This is a genomic window from Ruania alkalisoli (genome assembly GCF_014960965.1).
Classification (GTDB): Bacteria; Actinomycetota; Actinomycetes; order Actinomycetales; family Beutenbergiaceae; genus Ruania; species Ruania alkalisoli.
Map to the genome: position 1 here is coordinate 2,127,013 of NZ_CP063169.1, position 17,402 is coordinate 2,144,414.

Genomic DNA, 17,402 nt, shown 5'->3' on the forward strand with positions numbered 1-17,402 from the left:
GGCGTTGTCATCACACGCCCAGGGCCTCAAGGTCATCGCGGTTGTCCTCGAGCAGGGACTCGTACTCGCCCCGGAGCGTGTCGATCGACTCCTGGACGTCACCGTTGTCACCGGTCACCCGGGCGAATGCCTCGCTGAGGGAGGCGGTGCCGGAGTTGAACCAGTTGACCGGTGCTACAGTCTGCGCGTTCTCCAGCTGCTGGATCGCGACCGTGAAGTTCGGATCGGTCGCGTGCAGCTCGACGACCTCCGGTTCGTCTTGAGCGGCCTGGACGATCGGGACGTAGCCGGAGTCGATGTGCCACTTGCCGGACATCTCTGGGCGTGCGAGGAATCGGAGCAGTTCGGCGGTCGCGTCCTGACGCTCCTGCGACTCCGTGCGCACCATCGAGAATCCCGAACCACCCGTGGGAACGGTGGGCGGCTGGTTCACCTCGCCGGGCATGAAGGCAGCACCCAGTTCGAAGTCGACCGCCTCGGTCAGGCCGCGCATCGATGCCGTGGACCCGTGCACGGCGGCCACCACACCGGTCTGGAAATCTGTGTGCGAGGCCTGCGCCATGTAGGCGTTGCCATCCACGTGCACCCACTCGTTCGCGAAGGTCATCAGCTCACGCACCTTGCCTTCGTCGGGCATCACGTCGAAGCCCTCGGACCAGACACCGTCGAAGGCCCACAGCCAGGAGTTGGCGAACCAGGCATCACCGGCGGAGTAGGCAAAGGTCTTGATCGGCTGGCCAGCGTTGGAGACGGAGGCGATCTCAGATCCGAACTCGCGCAGCTGGGACCAGGTGTACTGGGTGTCGACAGGCAGACCCAAGTCGTTGAACAGCGACTTGTTGTAGTAGAACAACGGCGTCGAGCGAGCGAACGGCACCACGAAGGTCTCCTCGCCCGCCTTGCTCTCGCCGATGAAGTTCTGGAGGTAGATGTCCAGGTTCCACTGGTCGTCGAAGTGCGGGTCGAGCGGGGCGAGCGCACCGGCGAAATAGAACTGCAGCCACTGCATCTCCGGGAAGCAGACCATGTCCGGTACGGCCTTGGCCTGTAGCGCCGCGGTGAAGGCGGTGTTGAGGTCGGCGTAACCGCCGACGGACTCGATGGCAGCGTAGATGTCGCTCTGGGACTCGTTGAACATCGCGAACTGCTCGGTCATCGCATCGAACAGTCCACCGGTCCAGGGGGCCCAGAAGAGGATGTTGGTGCGGCCGGAGTACTCGGAGGGGATCTCACCGAGCGCTGCCTGGCTGAAGTCGCTGCGCAGGTTGCTCGCGGACTCCGATCCGCCGTCCGAGGCCGAGACCGGACCGGTGCAGGCGGCGAGCGCGGCAGCACCGGTGCCCAGGCCCAGGGCGGAGAGCAGGTGGCGGCGGGAGAGTGTCAGGTTGTGCACGAAATGCTCCTTCGGTGGGACGAGTGACGCCGAGACCTCGGCGCACGGACTTGCTGCTCGTGGGCACGAGCGCAAAGGCGGCGCCCCCTGGGAGGGGTGAGGGACGCCGTCGGTCGGAGGTTCAGCCCTTCAGGGCTCCGGCAGTGATCCCGCCGATGATGCGGCGCTGGGCGAGGAAGAAGACGATGAGCATCGGTGCGGCGACGATGACGGTCCCGGCCATCACCGGCCCCCAGGCGTCGTAGCCTTCCTGACTACGCAGGAACATCAGGCCGATCGGCAGGGTCCGCATATCGGAGGTGGAGGTGACGATCAGCGGCCAGACGAAGTCGTTCCACTTGGTGATCAGCACGATGAGGGTTGCGGTCAGAATCATCGGGCGGCAGATCGGGATGACCACGGCACGCATCCGACGCATGTGGCTCGCGCCGTCCACACGGGCGGCGTCCACGAGCTCCTCCGGGACCTGCCGCATCTGCTGATAGATGAGGAACATGGCGAACGCTGAGCCAATACCCGGCAGGATCAGACCCTGATAGGTGTTCAGCCAGCCCAGGTTGGAGATCGTGATGTAGTTGACCAGGAGGGTGATGTGGCCCGGCAGCATCAGCGAACCCACCATCAGCGCGAAGATCAGCATCTTGCCGCGAAAGTAGACGAACGCGAAGGCATAGGCCGACAGCAGCGCCACACCGATCTCCAGGGCGGTGCCCACCACCGTGGTGATGATCGAGTTCCTCAGGAAGGCCCCGAACGGAGCCGAGGTCCAGGCCTGAGCGAAGTTGCTCCACTCCAGCGTGCTCGGGATCCAGGTGAGCGGGTACGTGTAGATCTCGTGCTCGGGCTTGAGGGCGGAGCTGAACAACCAGTACAGCGGGATCGCGAACAATGCGAACGTCGCTGCGATCAGTACGTACAACGCCATCGTGGCCGGGAGCGGGCGTCGCGGGCCCTGACGACGGCCCTTGCGTTCGCCATGTCCGGAGCCCAGGTCCCGGGATCGGGGCGGCTGGTGTGGTGGACTCGTGCGCGCCGACGTCGCCGGGTCGTCCTTGCGGTCGAGAGTGAGGCTCATGAGTAGTGCACCTGTTTGCTCGCGTACTTGGTCTGAACGAGGGTGACCACCAGCAGCAGCACGAACATCACCGTGGCAGTCGCGGCCGAGGTGCCGATGTTGAAGTCCACGAACGCCTGGTCGTAGATCATCCACGGCAGTGTGGTGCTCGAGGTGCCGGGCCCGCCCATCGTGAGGGTGGCGATGATGTCGAAGGTCTGCGCGGCGGCGATGATGCCGGTCACCGTGAGGAAGAAGGTGACCGGGCTCAGCAGCGGCAGCGTGATGTAGCGGAAGAGCGGCCAACCGCGGGCGCCGTCGAGGGCGGCGGCCTCGTAGATGTCCTTCGGCAGGTCGAGGATGGCGGTGTAGTAGATGATCGCCACGAAGCCCAGGCGCTGCCATGCGTAGGCGATCGTGATCGACCACAGCGAGAAGTCCGAGGTGGTCGTCCAGTGGGGCGACTCCATCCCGAACATCGAGAACAGCCAGCGGCTCAGGCCGTAGTTGGGGTCGAACATGAACAGCCACAGCACTCCCACGGCCGCGCCGGGAAGCATGTGGGGTGCGAAAGCGAGGGTACGGACCAGACCCGAGAACCGCAGACGTTGCGCCAGCAGGGCACCGATCGCCATACCACCGAACAGCGTTCCCACGACCGCGACCAGCACGAAGATCGCGGTATTGCGCAAGGCATCCATGAGCATCGAACCGGATTGGAACAATTCGATGTAGTTGTCCAGTCCCACGACCACTGGCGCCGGCTGCACGAAGTCCCAGTCGGTGAAACTGAGGACGAAGTTGTACAGGGTCGGGTAGTACCCGAACACCACGATCGCGAGGAGATTGGGCAGGATCAGTGCCCAGAACAGCGCGGCTTCGGTGAGGCGACGCCGCCGCAGCTGCGGGGAACTGCGACGGGGTGGGGCAGAGGTGCGCGCCCGGGAGGGTCGGCGCACCGGTTGTAGGAGCGTGGTCATCGAACTCGTCTCGTGTGTGGGAGTGCGTGGAGACGGAGCGCCAGGCGCGAGCCGTCCCAGGTGCAACCACAGTCAATCGAGCAAAGATGAGCGAATACGAAGCACACGGTGACGTGCGCTGGACGAACGTGCGAACGCGCCCACGCGAGAACGAGTGACCGTGATCGCTGTGATCACTCAGCTTCATGCAGGGCCAGGTATCCGACAGGTGAACGGTCGGTGGTGAGTGCCGGCTAGTGCCGGTTGGCAGCTTCCAGCCAGTCCAGGTAGGCGCGCCCACGTGGAGAGATCTCGTAACCGACCTCGTGGCTGATCGTGAGCCCGAGGGACTTGAGCTTGCGGATGTCCGCTTTCATCGGCAGCACCTCTACCTGGCGCTGCGCGGCAAGCACGGTCGAGACCACGTGCGGATTCGCCCGGATCCACTCGAGGATCTCTCGCGTCCACGCACCTGTGCGGCGAGCGTCGAGACGGGCGAGGCGCCGTGCGATCTCGACCAGGCCCGCCTCGTCCGGGATCTGCTCTCGCAGCGCGATCCGGGGATCCTCGCCGACCCATCGCAGGTGCACGCGGTAGACGTGAGCGCCCCCGCGCGAGCCCCGCTCACCTCGGGGCCGGTCCCGAGGAGCCAGCGCGCGGCGCAACGCGGCGGCGTCCCGCATCCCCGCCGCACGTGCGGCCGTGTCCGTCAGGCGCGCGAGGTCATTGACCCGCGTGACACGTGTGAACTCGACGATCCCGGCCGGGGTGAGCTGCTGTCCGCCGACCCGCACCCGGGGCTCGTCCCATCGGCGGTACTGGGTGCGGATCCGGCCCGTGCGGATCCCCTCAGCCACGGCGCGGGAGATGAGCACGTCACACCACGCCGAGGTCCAGCATCGCATCTGCCACACGACGGAATCCGGCCACGTTCGCCCCGATGACGTAGTCGCCGGGGCGCTCGCACTCCTCGGCCGTCTCCAGGCACCGGCGGTGGATGGACTGCATGATCTCGTCGAGCCGTGTCTCGGTATGGGCGAACGACCATGACTCGCGCGCAGCGTTCTGCTGCATCTCCAGTGCGCTCGTGGCCACACCGCCGGCGTTGGCGGCCTTTCCGGGACCAAATGCGACCCCGGCGTCAGCGAAGGCGTCGACCGCCTCCGGCGTGCACGGCATGTTGGCACCCTCGGCCACCGCGATGACGCCGGCTCGGATCAGACGGCGCGCATCGGCCCCGTCGAGCTCGTTCTGGGTGGCACACGGCAGGGCCACCTCGCACGGAACGTCCCAGATCGTGCCGTCCTCCACGAACCGGGCGCTGCCCGACCGGGCCTCGGCATACTCGTGGATCCGACCGCGCTGGACCTCCTTGATCTCACGCAGCAGGTCCAGGTCGATCCCGTCCTGGTCGACGATGTAGCCGGAGGAGTCCGAGCAGGCGATCGCGGTCCCGCCGAGGGCGTGAACCTTCTCGATCGCGTGGAGGGCAACGTTACCGCTACCGGAGATCACCACCCGGCGTCCGTCGAGGTCGGTCCCTGCGGCGTCCAGCATCTCACGCAGGAAGAACACCAGTCCGTATCCAGTTGCCTCGGTGCGTGCTTGGGAACCGCCCCACGTCAGGCCCTTGCCAGTGAGTACACCGGCCTCGAAGCGGTTCGTCATCCGCTTGTACTGGCCGAACAGGTAGCCGATCTCCCGGCCACCGACGCCGATGTCACCGGCCGGCACATCTGTGTTTTCACCGATGTGCCGCGCGAGCTCGGTCATGAACGACTGGCAGAATCGCATCACCTCGGCGTCCGAGCGTCCCTTCGGGTCGAAATCGGACCCTCCCTTGCCACCGCCGATCGGGAGGCCGGTCAGTGCGTTCTTGAAGATCTGCTCGAAGCCCAGGAACTTCACGATGCCCAGGTTGACGCTGGGGTGGAAGCGAAGACCGCCCTTGTACGGGCCGAGCGCCGAGCTGAACTCCACCCGGAAGCCGCGGTTGACATGTACGCGGCCGCGGTCGTCGGTCCAGGGGACCCGGAAGATGATCTGACGCTCAGGTTCGCACAGCCGCGGGAGAATGGCGGCGTCGAGGTACTCGGGGTGCCGACGTACCGCCGGACCGATGGACTCCAGGACTTCCCGTGCCGCCTGATGGAACTCTGGCTCGTGCTGGCTGCGCGCGATGACGTCGTCCAGTACGGACTGCAGGGAAGGGTCGAGCATGGGGAGCCTCTCGTCAGGTGGTGTGGCCACGAGCGTCGGACGCTGTGGCGGCCACGCTCCGGTGGGGAGTTCTCCACCCGGAGCGGTTCTAGGACGAGGGTACGATCGCCCGTGAATGAACGTCGAATCGTTGTAGCTCGTCACAGAACGGGGGTAGAGATGTCGGTGCCGGCTGGATGGTATCCAGATCCACAGGACCAGACACAGATGCGGTACTGGGATGGTGCGACCTGGACGGAGCAGCGCGCACCTGTGCAGTCAAGCCCAGGCAGTCCCGTGAGCCCTCAGAGCGGAGCGTATGGTGCTCCGGCCGGTGCTTATGGTGCTGCGCCCGCACCAGGCGCTGGTGAGTACACGTCGCCCTACGGAGCTACGGATGTGCCTGGTGTGGCGGCACCTGGCACGAGCCCGCAGTGGAGTGGCCAGCAAGCGGGGTCTCCCGGCTACGGTGCTGGCGCAGGATGGTCCACCCCAGGTGGAGCGGCTCCGGGAAGTGCCGGGGCTTACGGTTCACCGACGCCGCCTCCCTCCTCACATGGAGGGAAGGGGGCCCTCATCGTCGTGCTCGGCGTGGCAGCGCTGGCCGTCATCGTGGTGGTCGTGCTTGCTGTGCGGTTGATCAGCGGGTTGGGGGCCGCCGATCCGGAGCCGACCGGAGCTCCGACACAGCCCAGCCCCACGGCAGAACCGACCGATCAGCCGACACAGGAGCCGACCGACAACCCGGCAAGCGACGGCGGCACCATCGTTTCCGGCGACGTCGTCGATGTGCGGGTACCGGACGAGGGCACAGTCACATTCACCCTTGTCGTGGACGAGCCCGGGGTGTACTGGGTGGACACCTTTTCGGAGGAAGACGTCGATCCCGTGGTCGAGGTCACGGCGGCGAACGGTACGCGCTGGAGGGACGACGACGGGACGGTCGAGTCTTCGAACTCCTACGACGCGAGCCTGACGATGGTGCTCGCCGCCGGTGAGCATGAAGTGGTCGTCAACGATCTTCGCGACAGCGGGACCACGTTCGAGCTGCACGCCGGGGGAGAGCCAGCACCGGCGATTGAGGCCGGCGAGCAGGAGTTCTCGGTCGACGACGGCGGAACGTGGGCCGGACAGTTGGACGTCGGCGCTGGTCAGACGCTCACCGTCGATGTCTACGACACCGACGGCGATGCCATCGCGGGCATCGGTCTGGTCGACGGGGCCTATGAGGAGAACGACGACCGGGACAGCGATGCGCCCGACACCGGCGGGAACCTCGATCCTTACGTGAGCGTGGAGTCCACCGAGGATGGGGCCGCGATCGTCCTCATCTGGGGCTATGACGACGAAGCCGTCAGCGGCACGGTCTCGGTCACTGTCGAGTAGTACCTGTGGTGCCCACGCGCTGGAAGGGCGCGTGGGCACCACAGGAGGTGAGCCGTTCAGGCCTCGAGGCGCAGTGCCTGGCGCCAGGTGAGTGCGGTGCCTCCCTGCATCACTGCGCGCTGATAGATCCGCTCACCTCCGCGGACCATCAGGTACGCGGCAAGCGCGGTCAGTCCCAGCGACACCGCGGGCTGCCAGAGCGCGACGCCGCCCTCGAGGAGTCGCACCGGCATGGCCACCGAGGACATGATGGGGACGAAGCTAGCGATGCTGAGCAGGGGCCCACTGGCGAACAGTCCGACGAACAACACTGCCATGATCACCACCACGATCGGACCGGTGCTGGACTGGAGATCCTCGGTCCGGCTGGCGAGCGCGCCGAGAACGGCCCACACGGCTGCCAGCGCTAGGAACCCGACGGCGAAGAACGCAATGAACCATCCGGAGGCGGACACGATCCATCCGATGTTCTCAGCCAGGCCGGCAGCGTTCACAGCGATGAGGCCCACCACCCCGTAGAGCGCGATCTGGGCGAAGGCGAGAATGGAGTTCCCGAGGACCTTCCCGTAGAGGAGCTGGCGGACCGGGATCGCGGTGGCCAGGATCTCCACCACCCGATTCTGCTTCTCCTCCAGCACGGAGTTCGCGATCGTCATGCCAAACATCAGAGCCGCCATGTAGAACAGGAATGCGAAGACGAATCCGAGGATCTGGGCAGCGACGCTGCGGCCGGCGTTCTCGTCGAGCAACTCGATACTCACCTCGCTTCCTGCTTCCAGTTCGGCGAGCGTCGAACCGGCCTCGGCGGCGTTCTCCGCGAGGACGGCATCACGCACCGCTGCTGCGATGGCGCCCTGCAGCGGCCCGGGCACGTCATCCGGACCGAGTAGCACGTATCCGTCTCCGGTGCGGATCAGGCCCGCGTCCGCCTCACCGGAGGTGACCTGCTCGCGCACCTGTTGCTCCGTCTGCAGCGTGCTCACCTGCAGCTGGTCGCCCGACGCCTCCACCGCGGAGCTCGCGGACTCCGCGACGGTACTCACCTGCTCGGTGACGGTCGCGACCGTGTAGGTGGTGGTGCGAGCGGAGAAGAAGGCGGAGATGGCGACCGCGCCGATGAGCAACGCCATGGTCAGCACGGTCGAGAGCAGGAAACTGCGATCGGTGACCTTGACGAGGATCTCGCGAGCGGTCACCGTGCGCCAGGGTGCGTGCACCAGAACCCGATCTGCGGTGGTCTTGGTTGCAGTCATCGGGTCACCTCGCGGTAGATGTCGGCCAGGGTGGGCACCAGGGGCGTCAGTTCCATCAGCCCTCGAGCGGCGGCTCGGGTGACGAGGTCGGCGGTGAGATCACTTCGCGGTTCCACGATCGCGGTAGCGCCGTCGACGTCGAGCACGGTCAGGCCCGGCTCCTCCCGTAGCCAGCCGGCGTCTGGAGTGGTGGTGATTCGATAGCGCCTCGGCCCGCGGTTGCGGAGATCGCTGGCCGTGCCAGAGGCCATCACGGCTCCGTCGGAGAGGACCACGAGCGAGTCGCACAGGCGATCGACCAGGTCCAGCTGGTGGCTGGAGAACAGGACCGGAACGCCCTCGCGGAGCTTGTCGGTGAGGAGATCGACCATGGAGTCCACCGCCACCGGGTCGAGACCGGAGAACGGCTCGTCCAGGATCAGCGCAGTAGGGCCGTGGAGTAGCGCGGCAGCCACCTGGACGCGTTGCTGATTGCCCAGCGAGAGCGCTTCCAGCTTGTCCTTGCCACGGTCGGCGAGCTCGAAGCGGTCGAGTAGCCGTTGAGCCTCCCGGGCTGCGTCACCGCGGGACATCCCACGTAGCTGCCCGAGATAGCACAGCTGGTCCAGAATCTGCTGCTTGGGGTACAGGCCCCGCTCCTCAGGCATGTAGCCGAAAGCAGCGCGGTCTGCTCGGGTGATGGGGCGGTCGTCCCACAGCACCTCACCGGCATGGCGGGCGAGAACGCCCATGATCATGCGCATGGTCGAGGTCTTGCCGGCGCCGTTCGCGCCGACAAAACCTGTCATCGTGCCTGGCTCGACAGTGAACGAGACACCGTCGACGGCGACCTTCTCACCGAATCTTCGGGTGAGGTCGCGGACCTCCAAGGCTGCGGGCATCGGTACTCCTTCGCATGAGGTGGCGTTCCTCGCAGCCTAGGGAGCATGGGCTTCGGAGTCGTCCGCCGCGCGGCGGATATGCGGTGCTCCCTCCTGCGGAGGAGGCTCCACGCTCTGGCGCGCTCAGGGAGCGGTCAGTCCGGTGCGATGGGCATAGACGACGGCCTGCACGCGGTCCCGCGCACCGATCTTGGCCAGGACGTGCGAGACGTGCGTCTTCACCGTGGATTCGCCCACGAAGAGGCGGGTGGCGATCTCGGCATTCGACATACCCTCGGCGACGAGTGCCAATACGTCACGCTCTCGTGCGGTCAGCGGCTCGATCGGAGGAGCGGGGACGGGGTGTCTCGTTGCGCCCTCGCCGCCGCCATCTGCGACAGTGACCTCGGGACGCTGTACCAGGCGCTGGATGACACGGACCGTCAGTTCCGGTGCGAGCAGCGCGTGCCCATCCGCAACTGCGTGGATGGCTCCGACGAGGTCGTCCGGGTCGGCGTTCTTGAGCAGGAACCCGCTCGCTCCGGCCTCCAGCGCGGCGAACAGGTAGTCGTCGCGGTCGAAGGTCGTCAGGATGATGACCTTGGCCAGGTCCTCGCCGACGACCTGTCGGGTGGCTTCGATGCCGTCCATCGCCGGCATCTGCACATCCATCAGGACGACGTCGACAGCTGTGCGCCGGAGTAGGTCGAGTGCGGCGTTTCCGTCGGCCGCCTGACCGACGACGTCGATGTCGGGCTCGACAGAGAGCACCATCGCGAAGCCGGAGCGCACGAGTGCTTGATCGTCGACGAGTGCGACGCGAATGCTCACGCGGACTCTCCCTCGCTAGCAGTGACGGTTCCGGCCCCGCTTGGCCCGTTTCCGGCAGCCTCTCGGTAGGGGAACCGTACCCGAACGCGCCAGCCCGGCCCGGGCTCGCGCGGGCCGGCGTCAACCTCGCCGTGATGTAACGCTGCTCGCTCCCGGATGCCGCGTAAACCGTAGCCAGTCCCGGACGTCGCGCCCCGGGGCCGGCCGTCGTCGAGCACCTCCACCTCCAACCACGACGGCGCAGGCTCGCCTCCGGTGCGTAGCGTCACCGAGGCGCGACGAGCCGTGGAGTGGGAGCGCACATTGGTGAGCGATTCCTGCACGCACCGGTACGCGGACAACGACAGCGGTGCAGCGGCCCGATTCAGATCCCCCGGTTCGGCCTCGACGCGCTCGACGGTCACGATCAGGCCGGCTTCGCGGTGGGTTCGGGCGAGAGCGTCAATGTCCCCCAGCCCGGGCTCGGGTGCCCGGGAATCGGAGGGCGTCTCGTCGTTGCGCAGGATGTGCAGCAGAGACCGCATCTCTTCGACCGCCTCGCGGCTGGTCGATTCGATGGTCCGCAGTGCCTGCGCGCTGCGTTCGGGATCGACTGGCAGCATGCGACGGGAGGCAGCAGCTTGCACTCCGATCACTGAGACGTGGTGAGCGATGACGTCGTGCAGCTCACGTGCGATCCGTACCCGCTCCTCGAGCACGGCACGGCGTGCGAGCTCGGCAGCCTGCTCGGCAATCTGCTCAGCCTGCGCGCGGACCCGGACCCGGTCCAGGGCCGTACGCCAGGCCGTGCGACCGATCAGGACGGCGCCGCCGAAATAGGCGGCGTTGAGCAGGGCCGTGTACAGGGCGTAGGCCACCAGCGGCGGCAGCGGTCCGGCACCATGCTCGAACAGGCCGCTCATCTGACCGGCGGCGTTGGTGATCGTCAAGGCGATCGTGATCCACAAGGCCATCGCCACGACCACCCCTGCCGTGAGAATCCACAGCAGGCGGCGGTCGGGCGCCCACGCGACCGCTGAGTACAGCGCGGCGAAGTAGGCCACCTGGAACGGCACGGAGATCGCGACCTCTGGGCTGAGATAGGCCAGCGCCACGAACAGACCAGACGCGAGCACGAGCACCGGTAGCGGCCACCGCCGCCGCACACTGAGCGGGAACACCATCAACGCCACAGCGAGATAGGCGCGCCAGCCGGCCTCGTCCTCGAGACGCATCCCGTAGGACTTCGACAAGGCGACGACACCGAGCGCCACCGCGAGGTAGACGAGGGCACCGATGACGTCACGGCGCTGTTGCGCGGTTGTCGGCCCCGGCCGCTCCCACCACGGTTCGTCCGGATCGTTCAACCAGCCGAACAGGCGCCGGCCGCGGGGCGTGGGTGTCTCGGACATCGTCGGTGAGCGTATCCGCGATGCGCCTCTGGCGCCTCCGTCGTGAGATGGAGTCGCGTGTACGTGCCGACACATGCACCACCGGGTGGGTGGATTACGGCACCCGATGGTCACAAAACTAGCCGGACCATGATTGACTAAGGCAATGCTCACCTCACCCGTCGTCGTTGCTGACCTCGTGAAGGACGATCGTCCCGCCTACCGGCCCTACGCCGTCCAGGTGCGTGCGCTGCAGTGGCTGACGCCGCATTTCGTGCGCGTGACCTTTACTGGACCGCAGCTGCACTGGTTCGGAACTGATGGCGATGATCAGCGCATCAAGCTGATGTTCCCGCGGGCTGACGGGACGTTGTGCGACGTCGGAGCCGACGATGAACAGACGTGCCGGGCGGGGACTTGGTACGAGCGGTGGCGTGGTCTGTCCGCTGAGGAGCGCGGTCCCATCCGCACCTACACCGTCCGGGCGGTACGCCCGGAGCGGGCCGAGATTGACGTCGACATGGTCTCCCACGGGGACGCCGGGCCCGCCTCGCGCTGGATCGCACGCGCCGCCGTCGGGGATGAACTGGTCATCAGCGGACCCGACGGACGTTCGACAGGTTCGGGCGGGGGGCGTGACTGGGCGCCTGGGGACGCACGGGACCTGCTGCTCGCCGGAGATGAGACCGCGGCGCCAGCTATCTGCGCGATCCTGGAGCGGCTCGAGCCGGGCAGACGGGCGCGGGCATTCATCGAGGTACCGACCGCTGCCGACGCACTCAAGCCGAATCTGCCGGAGGGGGTGTCGATCACGTGGCTGGGCCGGGAGAACCGCTCGCACGGCGACTTGCTGTTGCCAGCGGTCACGGAATGGGTGCGTCAGCATGCCGACCTCGTCGGGCCCGGCAACGGCACCGATGTCGAGGACGTCGACATCGATTCCGCCATCCTGTGGGACTCGCCGGTGATGCGAGCAGCACCTGACACCTGCGGGAGGCGGGAGCGGTGTGGCGCGGCGTTCTACGCCTGGTTCGCCGGAGAGGCCGCCGTGATCAAGACGCTACGGAGGGTGCTGGTCACCGAGATCGGCGTGTGCCGCCGTCGGGTGGCCTTCATGGGGTACTGGCGCGACGGGCGTGCCGAAGGGCAATGAGCAGCGCCGCGCAGATCCGGGCGCCGGAGTGCAGGGCGCCGGTAGCATCGGCGTGGACGGTGGACCATGGTGAGGCCGCCTCGCACGTGTCCTGACGCGTCGGCGGAGAGCAGGTCCCGGCCGTTCGGGGGAGCGGCCGGGACCTGTGTCTGTCACCATCTCCCCGACGACGATGCCCGCAACCTGGAGGCCCGATGTTCCCGCTCGGATCCGCTGCACCCCCGACGACGGCCCCCGAGCTGGACGACCGGCTCGCCGACGGCATCAACGAGAGGCTGCACCCGGCCTCTGGTCGTGTCACTGTTGCCTCCGCGGTTGACCCTGACGGGCGGATCGGCAGGCTCGATCTGGACCTGACCGGAGTGGAACTGAGCCGACCGGGGCGTCAGGACCTGCCACCGCCAGATGGAGAGGCCACCCGTCGTGAGGTCCAGGCGCTGGTGATTCACGCCGAGCCGGTCATCATCGAGGGTGTGCCGGTTCATGCTCACGCCAGCATCCGCGGCCTCGCGATCACGTACCAGCCGCGCTCTGATGGGCGGTGGTGGCTTGCCCCCACAGATGAGGCCGGGAATGGGCTGCGCGGGAAGGCCCGTGTCAGTGCGAGCCTGGATGCTATCGAGCCGGTCCTGGTCTCGACCCTTTCCGAGCGCGTCGCGGCGACCGGATTCTCGCTGGTAGGTGCCCACCTGGACGCGACATCCCTGAGCCCCCGGGCGATTCGGCTCGAGGTGGAGGCCACCATTCGACGGGGACCATTGCGCGCGGTGGTCGTGGGCACGGCCACGGCCGAGGTCGGCACGGATATGGTCCTCGCGCTGCGAGATCTGGGAGTGCGCAGTGCCAGCCCCCTGGTCGGGATCGCGCTGGCGGCAGTCCGCGGGCGCCTGACGCAGTGGGAGGGTCACACGGTCGACCTCAGCGCGTTGACGTTCGGTGGTGCCACTGTCCGAGATGTCGGACTCACGGTCACCGGACGCACTGTGACCCTTGAGGCGGAGATCGGCCAGCGGTGACCGATCTGCTGGTGGACGCTGCAGCCGTGGTGTACCGCGCGAGGCCGGCCGCGTTCGTCCAGGTCCGCCGGGAACAGGCTGATGCGCTAGCCCGCGACGCGCCGGATGCGGCCGCTCGCCTGCGCGAACTGCCGAAACCAGTGCGCGCCGCATGGGCCGTCAACATGCTTGTCTGGCAGATGCCAGAACGTCTCGCCCAGCTTCTGGAACTCGGACGCGCACTGCGGGCGGCGCACGCGCGCGCCGACGCTGACGAGCTCCGGACCTTGTCGGGGGAGAGACGCGTTCTTCTGGCCACGATCGCTGGCGAGCTAGCCGCGATCTGCGCCGAGCTCGACGCACCGTTGAGCACGAGCACTCGCGATCAGGTGAACGAGACACTCGTGGCGGCGCTAAGCGAGGAGGCTGCGGAGCAGGCGATCGTCACGGGCAGGCTGGTGCGCCCATTGAGCCCTGGAATCGATCCGCGTTCGGTGACCGCACTGGCAGAGGTGCCGGGCAGGCCGCCAGAGCCACTGCGGCCAGGGTCGCCGCTGGTTCCGGTCCCGTCGGGGCGTGCGGACCAGAGCGGGACCGCGCGGTCGTCGCGAGGGCGCGCCGAGCGTGCCGCGGAGATCCGCGCGGCCGAGCGACGCGTGGCACGTCTGGAGAGCGCGCTCGAGCGAGCGACCGGGAAGGTGGCCGAGTACGACACCGCCATGACCTCGCTACGTACCCGGGTCGATGAGACGCGCAAACAGTGGGAAGAGCTGGAACGAGAGCTCGAGCAGACGGCCCGCGAGCACCAACGCGCCGCGCGTACCCGGGATCAGGCGCGGAGCGCGCTGGCCCAAGCCGTCGACCTGCTCACGGCAGCAGAGCGTAATACCACATCTCACTGACCGAGACGTCAGTGGCGTCCGCCTTGCCGGCAGGCAGGCGCGCCTATCGTGAACGGATGACCGAACTCTGGATCCGCCTTGCGGTGGTCGTGGTGCTTCTTGGTGCCGCCACGCTGGGCTGGCTCCTGCTGCAGCACAGGCGGCGTCCACGTCGGGTGGAGCACGGAAGCGGGCTGGAGGTCATCGCGGCCAGAGTGCCCGTTCCGGCCGGTGCTGGGCAGGTCGTTGTGCAGTTCTCCGGGCCACACTGCTCCGCTTGCGGTCCCACCGCCCGGGCCTGGCGCAGCGTCACGTCGGCGCCGGACGCATTCGTCGAGGTGGACGTGACTGAGCATCTGGAGTTGGCGACCGCGTTCGGCGTCCTCAGCACACCCACCAGCCTGGTTTTCGACAATGTCGGCCGATTGCGTGCCCGTGTGGGTGGCGCCGCCTCGCCGACCCGTGCGCGCGAGGCGCTGTCGTTGGTGGCAGCTCAATGACCGGGACCAGTGGAACAGGGATCGACCCACGTGGGCCGCGAGTCGGAGCCGGCATCACGAGTGTGCTACTCATCGCCGTGATCCTGCTGAGCGGCGCCGCGGGACTGGTCGTTCTCGCGGTGGTGGTCGCATCGTTTGCGCTCGGTACGGCCGCAGGAGTCGGGCGCACCTGGCAGGGGGCGCTCTACCGGCGCGTGATCCAGCCCCGTCTCGGACCTCCGGCCGAGCTGGAAGATCCGGCACCACCGCGATTCGCACAGGCAGTCGGTCTGCTCATCACTGCTGCCGGACTGGTGCTTGGCTTGCTCGGGGTGACCTGGGCGCCGCCGGTGTTCGCCGGTGTGGCTCTGGTGGCCGCATTCCTGAACGCTGTGTTCGGTTTCTGCCTCGGATGTGAGATGTACGTGCTGCTCCGGCGCTTGCGCCGTCCCACCGTGGCCTGAGCGCTACCGGCGCCGCCGGTGCCACCAGGTGGCGACGAATGGCCACGAGAACGCGATCAGCGCGCAGAGCACGAGCGTCCCTCCCCATCCGAGGCCTAGCCGATAGGCGACCAGGTTGATCAGCAGGATCACAGCCAACGTGATCAGCATCTGCTTCGTGCCGAGCCGCCACAGTCGGCGGTCGCGGTGGATGCGCGGACGCTGGGGGCTGCTCATCGGATGAGCTCCGGGAGGACCTGCCGCTCGAACAGCTCGATACCTGAGCGGTCGTAGGCAGCCTCTGGGAAATAGAGGATCGCGTACGTCATCCCGGCCTCCTGCATCCCGCTCAGCCGTTCTACGACCTGCTCCGGAGTTCCCGTCGTCAGGGACGCACGGTAGCCGGCGACGATCTGTGCGGCCCGGTCCGCGCCCACAGCAGCGGTCATCCGATCCTCCAGCTGCCACAGCCGATCGGCGACCTCGGCCTCGCTCGACCCGATCGCCGTGTTGTAGTTGGAGGATCGAACGATGGTGTCGAAGTCGGTGCCGACCTGGTCGCAGTGCTCACGCAGGACCTGACTCTTGTGGGCGAAGCCGTCTGGCGATCCGTCGAAATTCGTGTGGGTGGCGTAGCGTGCGGCGATCTTCAGCGTCACCTTCTCACCACCGCCGGCGATCCACAGCGGTAGTCCGCCGTCCTGCAATGGGCGGGGCTGCACGATCGCACCGTCGACCTGATAGTGCGTCCCATTGAGCGTCGCCACGCCGTCGGTCCAGGCCTGGCGCATGATCTGCACGCCTTCGTCGAGCATGCCGAGGCGCTGCCCGGCGCGCGGAAAGCCGTAGCCATATGCCCGCCATTCGTGCTCGTACCATCCGCCGCCGATCCCCATCTGCGCGCGTCCACCGGAGATGATGTCGACCGTTGCGGCGACCTTCGCCAGATAGGCCGGGTTGCGATACGCCATACACGTGCACATCTGGCCCAGCTTGACGCTGGAGGTGGAGGCGGCAAAGGCGGACATCAGTGTCCATGCCTCGTGAGTTGCCTCCTTACTCGGAACCGGGGTCGTGTGGAAGTGGTCGTAGACCCAGATCGAGTCCCAGGCGCCTGCGTCGGCCACCTGGGCGAGTCCGTTCATCACGTTCCAGTGGTCGACCGGGTCGATGCCCACCAGATCGAAGCGCCAGCCCTGCGGGATGAAGAAGCCGAATTCCATAGTGCTCAACCTACGCTGCTCTGGTACGTCGTCGCTGCAATCGCCACACGACGACAGCCGCCGCCGTGACGAGGACGAGTACCAGCACCGGGAGAAGGAGCGCGACGATCGTGAGCGCGACGGCCGTGATGTCCTCGACTGTGGAGGCCACCGGCGCGCCGACACCTGCCGTGGAGAGATTGACCCCGGCGCGCACACCCGCCTTGCCGATGTGGGTGATCAGGGCGAGCACCACGCCGCAGGCGAAGGGAAGCACTGCGGCGCTGGTGAGGAATTCACCCGGGTCAGTCGTCGCTGGAGTGACGGCACCCGAACCTGCCGCGAACACGATTCCACCCGCCGTCGGTCGTACCACCGTCTGCAGGATGTCGTTGACATGGTCCACGGCCGGGACTTTGTCCGCGACCACCTCGACGGCAAGCAGCACTCCGAGTACCACGAGCACCCACCCGTTGGTGATCCATGCCCATTCCGGCGGAAGGGACACCAGCGTGGTGTATCGGCTGAGGAGACCGATCATCAGCATCGGGACATAGGCGTTCAGTCCGGATGCGAGGGCAAGGCCGCTGCCGGTCAGCAGCTCCACCGGTCAGCCGTCCTGCCGCTCGGCAAGGGCGCTCTCGACCCGTGCGACCTTCGCGTCCAGCTCACCGGTATGACCGGGTCGGATGTCGGCCTTCATCACCAAGGTGATCCGATGACCGTGGGCGGCGACCGCATCGGTCGCTTCGCGGACAACGGCGAAGACCTCGTCCCATTCACCTTCGATAGTCGTGAACATGGCATCGGTACGGTGCGGCAGCCCGCTCGCACGCACGATGGCGACCGCATCGGCGACGGCGGCTGTCACCGAGTCGCCGGCACCGAGAGGCGCCACGGAGAACGCTAGGAGCATGGCACCAGTGTGGCAGAACGCCCGTGTC

Annotated in this window: 19 protein-coding genes and 1 pseudogene; 7 read left to right on the top strand and 13 right to left on the bottom strand. The window is 67.3% G+C overall.

Annotated features, from left to right (window positions below; all coding sequences use genetic code 11):
- Nucleotides 1–10 precede the first annotated feature (10 nt).
- The 5 genes from IM660_RS09385 to gdhA all read right to left on the bottom strand — a co-directional run bounded on the left by IM660_RS09385 (nucleotide 11) and on the right by gdhA (nucleotide 5,626).
- Nucleotides 11–1,393 carry an extracellular solute-binding protein gene (locus IM660_RS09385; RefSeq protein ID WP_193499045.1) on the bottom strand — a complete coding sequence of 461 codons (1,383 nt, stop codon included), beginning with the start codon at nucleotides 1,391–1,393 and terminating at the stop codon, nucleotides 11–13.
- Nucleotides 1,394–1,514: 121 nt separating this feature from the next.
- Nucleotides 1,515–2,468, bottom strand: a complete 954-nt coding sequence (locus IM660_RS09390; RefSeq protein WP_193499046.1) for a carbohydrate ABC transporter permease — start codon at nucleotides 2,466–2,468, stop codon at nucleotides 1,515–1,517.
- The gene (locus tag IM660_RS09395; RefSeq protein ID WP_193499047.1) at nucleotides 2,465–3,427 is read right to left on the bottom strand and encodes a carbohydrate ABC transporter permease; all 963 of its coding nucleotides are present in this window, start codon (nucleotides 3,425–3,427) and stop codon (nucleotides 2,465–2,467) included. Before IM660_RS09395 ends, IM660_RS09390 begins: the two co-directional genes overlap by 4 nt.
- 233 nt (nucleotides 3,428–3,660) lie before the next feature.
- Nucleotides 3,661–4,281 carry an ASCH domain-containing protein gene (locus IM660_RS09400; protein WP_193499048.1) on the bottom strand — a complete coding sequence of 207 codons (621 nt, stop codon included), beginning with the start codon at nucleotides 4,279–4,281 and terminating at the stop codon, nucleotides 3,661–3,663.
- 1 nt (nucleotide 4,282) lies between these two features.
- Nucleotides 4,283–5,626 (bottom strand): NADP-specific glutamate dehydrogenase, encoded by a 1,344-nt coding sequence (gene gdhA, locus IM660_RS09405; protein ID WP_193499049.1) that lies wholly within the window; start codon nucleotides 5,624–5,626, stop codon nucleotides 4,283–4,285.
- A 159-nt stretch (nucleotides 5,627–5,785) separates the two neighbouring features.
- Here gdhA and IM660_RS19930 point away from each other — a divergent pair.
- Nucleotides 5,786–5,881 (top strand): annotated as a pseudogene (locus IM660_RS19930) (DUF2510 domain-containing protein); the annotation flags it as partial.
- A 315-nt stretch (nucleotides 5,882–6,196) separates the two neighbouring features.
- On the top strand, nucleotides 6,197–6,991 hold the full coding sequence (locus tag IM660_RS09410; RefSeq protein WP_246465363.1) for a PT domain-containing protein: 795 nt from the start codon (nucleotides 6,197–6,199) through the stop codon (nucleotides 6,989–6,991).
- Between the two features lie 56 nt (nucleotides 6,992–7,047).
- On the opposite strand, the gene IM660_RS09415 is transcribed toward IM660_RS09410, so the two are convergent.
- The 4 genes from IM660_RS09415 to IM660_RS09430 form a co-directional block, all read right to left on the bottom strand.
- The gene (locus IM660_RS09415) at nucleotides 7,048–8,244 is read right to left on the bottom strand and encodes an ABC transporter permease (RefSeq protein ID WP_193499051.1); all 1,197 of its coding nucleotides are present in this window, start codon (nucleotides 8,242–8,244) and stop codon (nucleotides 7,048–7,050) included.
- Complete coding sequence (locus tag IM660_RS09420) at nucleotides 8,241–9,125, bottom strand: ABC transporter ATP-binding protein (protein ID WP_193499052.1); 885 nt, start codon at nucleotides 9,123–9,125, stop codon at nucleotides 8,241–8,243. Before IM660_RS09420 ends, IM660_RS09415 begins: the two co-directional genes overlap by 4 nt.
- A 123-nt stretch (nucleotides 9,126–9,248) precedes the next feature.
- Nucleotides 9,249–9,878, bottom strand: coding sequence for a response regulator (locus tag IM660_RS09425; protein WP_193499323.1), 630 nt, complete (start codon nucleotides 9,876–9,878; stop codon nucleotides 9,249–9,251).
- 53 nt (nucleotides 9,879–9,931) lie between these two features.
- On the bottom strand, nucleotides 9,932–11,326 hold the full coding sequence (locus IM660_RS09430) for a sensor histidine kinase (RefSeq protein WP_193499053.1): 1,395 nt from the start codon (nucleotides 11,324–11,326) through the stop codon (nucleotides 9,932–9,934).
- Between the two features lie 145 nt (nucleotides 11,327–11,471).
- Here IM660_RS09430 and IM660_RS09435 point away from each other — a divergent pair, with 145 nt between their 5' ends.
- The 5 genes from IM660_RS09435 to IM660_RS09455 all read left to right on the top strand — a co-directional run bounded on the left by IM660_RS09435 (nucleotide 11,472) and on the right by IM660_RS09455 (nucleotide 15,277).
- Nucleotides 11,472–12,458, top strand: coding sequence for a siderophore-interacting protein (locus IM660_RS09435; RefSeq protein ID WP_193499054.1), 987 nt, complete (start codon nucleotides 11,472–11,474; stop codon nucleotides 12,456–12,458).
- 194 nt (nucleotides 12,459–12,652) lie between these two features.
- A complete protein-coding gene (locus IM660_RS09440) occupies nucleotides 12,653–13,474 on the top strand; it encodes a hypothetical protein (RefSeq protein ID WP_193499055.1) in 822 nt (273 codons plus the stop codon).
- Entirely contained in the window at nucleotides 13,471–14,355 is an 885-nt protein-coding gene (locus IM660_RS09445; protein WP_193499056.1) for a hypothetical protein, read from the top strand. Before IM660_RS09440 ends, IM660_RS09445 begins: the two co-directional genes overlap by 4 nt.
- A gap of 56 nt (nucleotides 14,356–14,411) precedes the next feature.
- The gene (locus tag IM660_RS09450; protein ID WP_193499057.1) at nucleotides 14,412–14,834 is read left to right on the top strand and encodes a thioredoxin family protein; all 423 of its coding nucleotides are present in this window, start codon (nucleotides 14,412–14,414) and stop codon (nucleotides 14,832–14,834) included.
- On the top strand, nucleotides 14,831–15,277 hold the full coding sequence (locus IM660_RS09455) for a DUF4395 domain-containing protein (RefSeq protein WP_193499058.1): 447 nt from the start codon (nucleotides 14,831–14,833) through the stop codon (nucleotides 15,275–15,277). The genes IM660_RS09450 and IM660_RS09455 overlap by 4 nt, the downstream gene beginning before the upstream one ends.
- A gap of 3 nt (nucleotides 15,278–15,280) precedes the next feature.
- Here the strand turns inward: IM660_RS09455 and IM660_RS09460 are convergent, their stop codons facing one another.
- From IM660_RS09460 to IM660_RS09475, 4 genes are read right to left on the bottom strand one after another with little or no spacing between them, the layout of a single operon-like run.
- Nucleotides 15,281–15,493: a hypothetical protein gene (locus IM660_RS09460; RefSeq protein WP_193499059.1), complete on the bottom strand. Its 213-nt coding sequence runs from the start codon at nucleotides 15,491–15,493 to the stop codon at nucleotides 15,281–15,283.
- Complete coding sequence (locus IM660_RS09465; protein WP_193499060.1) at nucleotides 15,490–16,479, bottom strand: LLM class F420-dependent oxidoreductase; 990 nt, start codon at nucleotides 16,477–16,479, stop codon at nucleotides 15,490–15,492. Before IM660_RS09465 ends, IM660_RS09460 begins: the two co-directional genes overlap by 4 nt.
- 10 nt (nucleotides 16,480–16,489) lie before the next feature.
- Nucleotides 16,490–17,065 (bottom strand): DUF4126 domain-containing protein, encoded by a 576-nt coding sequence (locus IM660_RS09470; protein WP_193499061.1) that lies wholly within the window; start codon nucleotides 17,063–17,065, stop codon nucleotides 16,490–16,492.
- A gap of 3 nt (nucleotides 17,066–17,068) precedes the next feature.
- A complete protein-coding gene (locus tag IM660_RS09475; RefSeq protein ID WP_193499062.1) occupies nucleotides 17,069–17,374 on the bottom strand; it encodes an MTH1187 family thiamine-binding protein in 306 nt (101 codons plus the stop codon).
- Between the last annotated feature and the right edge of the window lie 28 nt (nucleotides 17,375–17,402).

Bases quoted from the DNA above. Each gene is read 5' to 3' on its own strand.
- IM660_RS09440 (WP_193499055.1), top strand. From the start codon at position 12,653: ATGTTCCCGCTCGGATCCGCTGCACCCCCGACGACGGCCCCCGAGCTG.
- IM660_RS09415 (WP_193499051.1), bottom strand. From the start codon at position 8,244: ATGACTGCAACCAAGACCACCGCAGATCGGGTTCTGGTGCACGCACCC.
- IM660_RS09455 (WP_193499058.1), top strand. From the start codon at position 14,831: ATGACCGGGACCAGTGGAACAGGGATCGACCCACGTGGGCCGCGAGTC.
- IM660_RS09430 (WP_193499053.1), bottom strand. From the start codon at position 11,326: ATGTCCGAGACACCCACGCCCCGCGGCCGGCGCCTGTTCGGCTGGTTG.
- IM660_RS09395 (WP_193499047.1), bottom strand. From the start codon at position 3,427: ATGACCACGCTCCTACAACCGGTGCGCCGACCCTCCCGGGCGCGCACC.
- IM660_RS09475 (WP_193499062.1), bottom strand. From the start codon at position 17,374: ATGCTCCTAGCGTTCTCCGTGGCGCCTCTCGGTGCCGGCGACTCGGTG.
- IM660_RS09465 (WP_193499060.1), bottom strand. From the start codon at position 16,479: ATGGAATTCGGCTTCTTCATCCCGCAGGGCTGGCGCTTCGATCTGGTG.
- gdhA (WP_193499049.1), bottom strand. From the start codon at position 5,626: ATGCTCGACCCTTCCCTGCAGTCCGTACTGGACGACGTCATCGCGCGC.
- IM660_RS09450 (WP_193499057.1), top strand. From the start codon at position 14,412: ATGACCGAACTCTGGATCCGCCTTGCGGTGGTCGTGGTGCTTCTTGGT.
- IM660_RS09390 (WP_193499046.1), bottom strand. From the start codon at position 2,468: ATGAGCCTCACTCTCGACCGCAAGGACGACCCGGCGACGTCGGCGCGC.
- IM660_RS09435 (WP_193499054.1), top strand. From the start codon at position 11,472: ATGCTCACCTCACCCGTCGTCGTTGCTGACCTCGTGAAGGACGATCGT.
- IM660_RS09425 (WP_193499323.1), bottom strand. From the start codon at position 9,878: ATGGTGCTCTCTGTCGAGCCCGACATCGACGTCGTCGGTCAGGCGGCC.
- IM660_RS09460 (WP_193499059.1), bottom strand. From the start codon at position 15,493: ATGAGCAGCCCCCAGCGTCCGCGCATCCACCGCGACCGCCGACTGTGG.
- IM660_RS09420 (WP_193499052.1), bottom strand. From the start codon at position 9,125: ATGCCCGCAGCCTTGGAGGTCCGCGACCTCACCCGAAGATTCGGTGAG.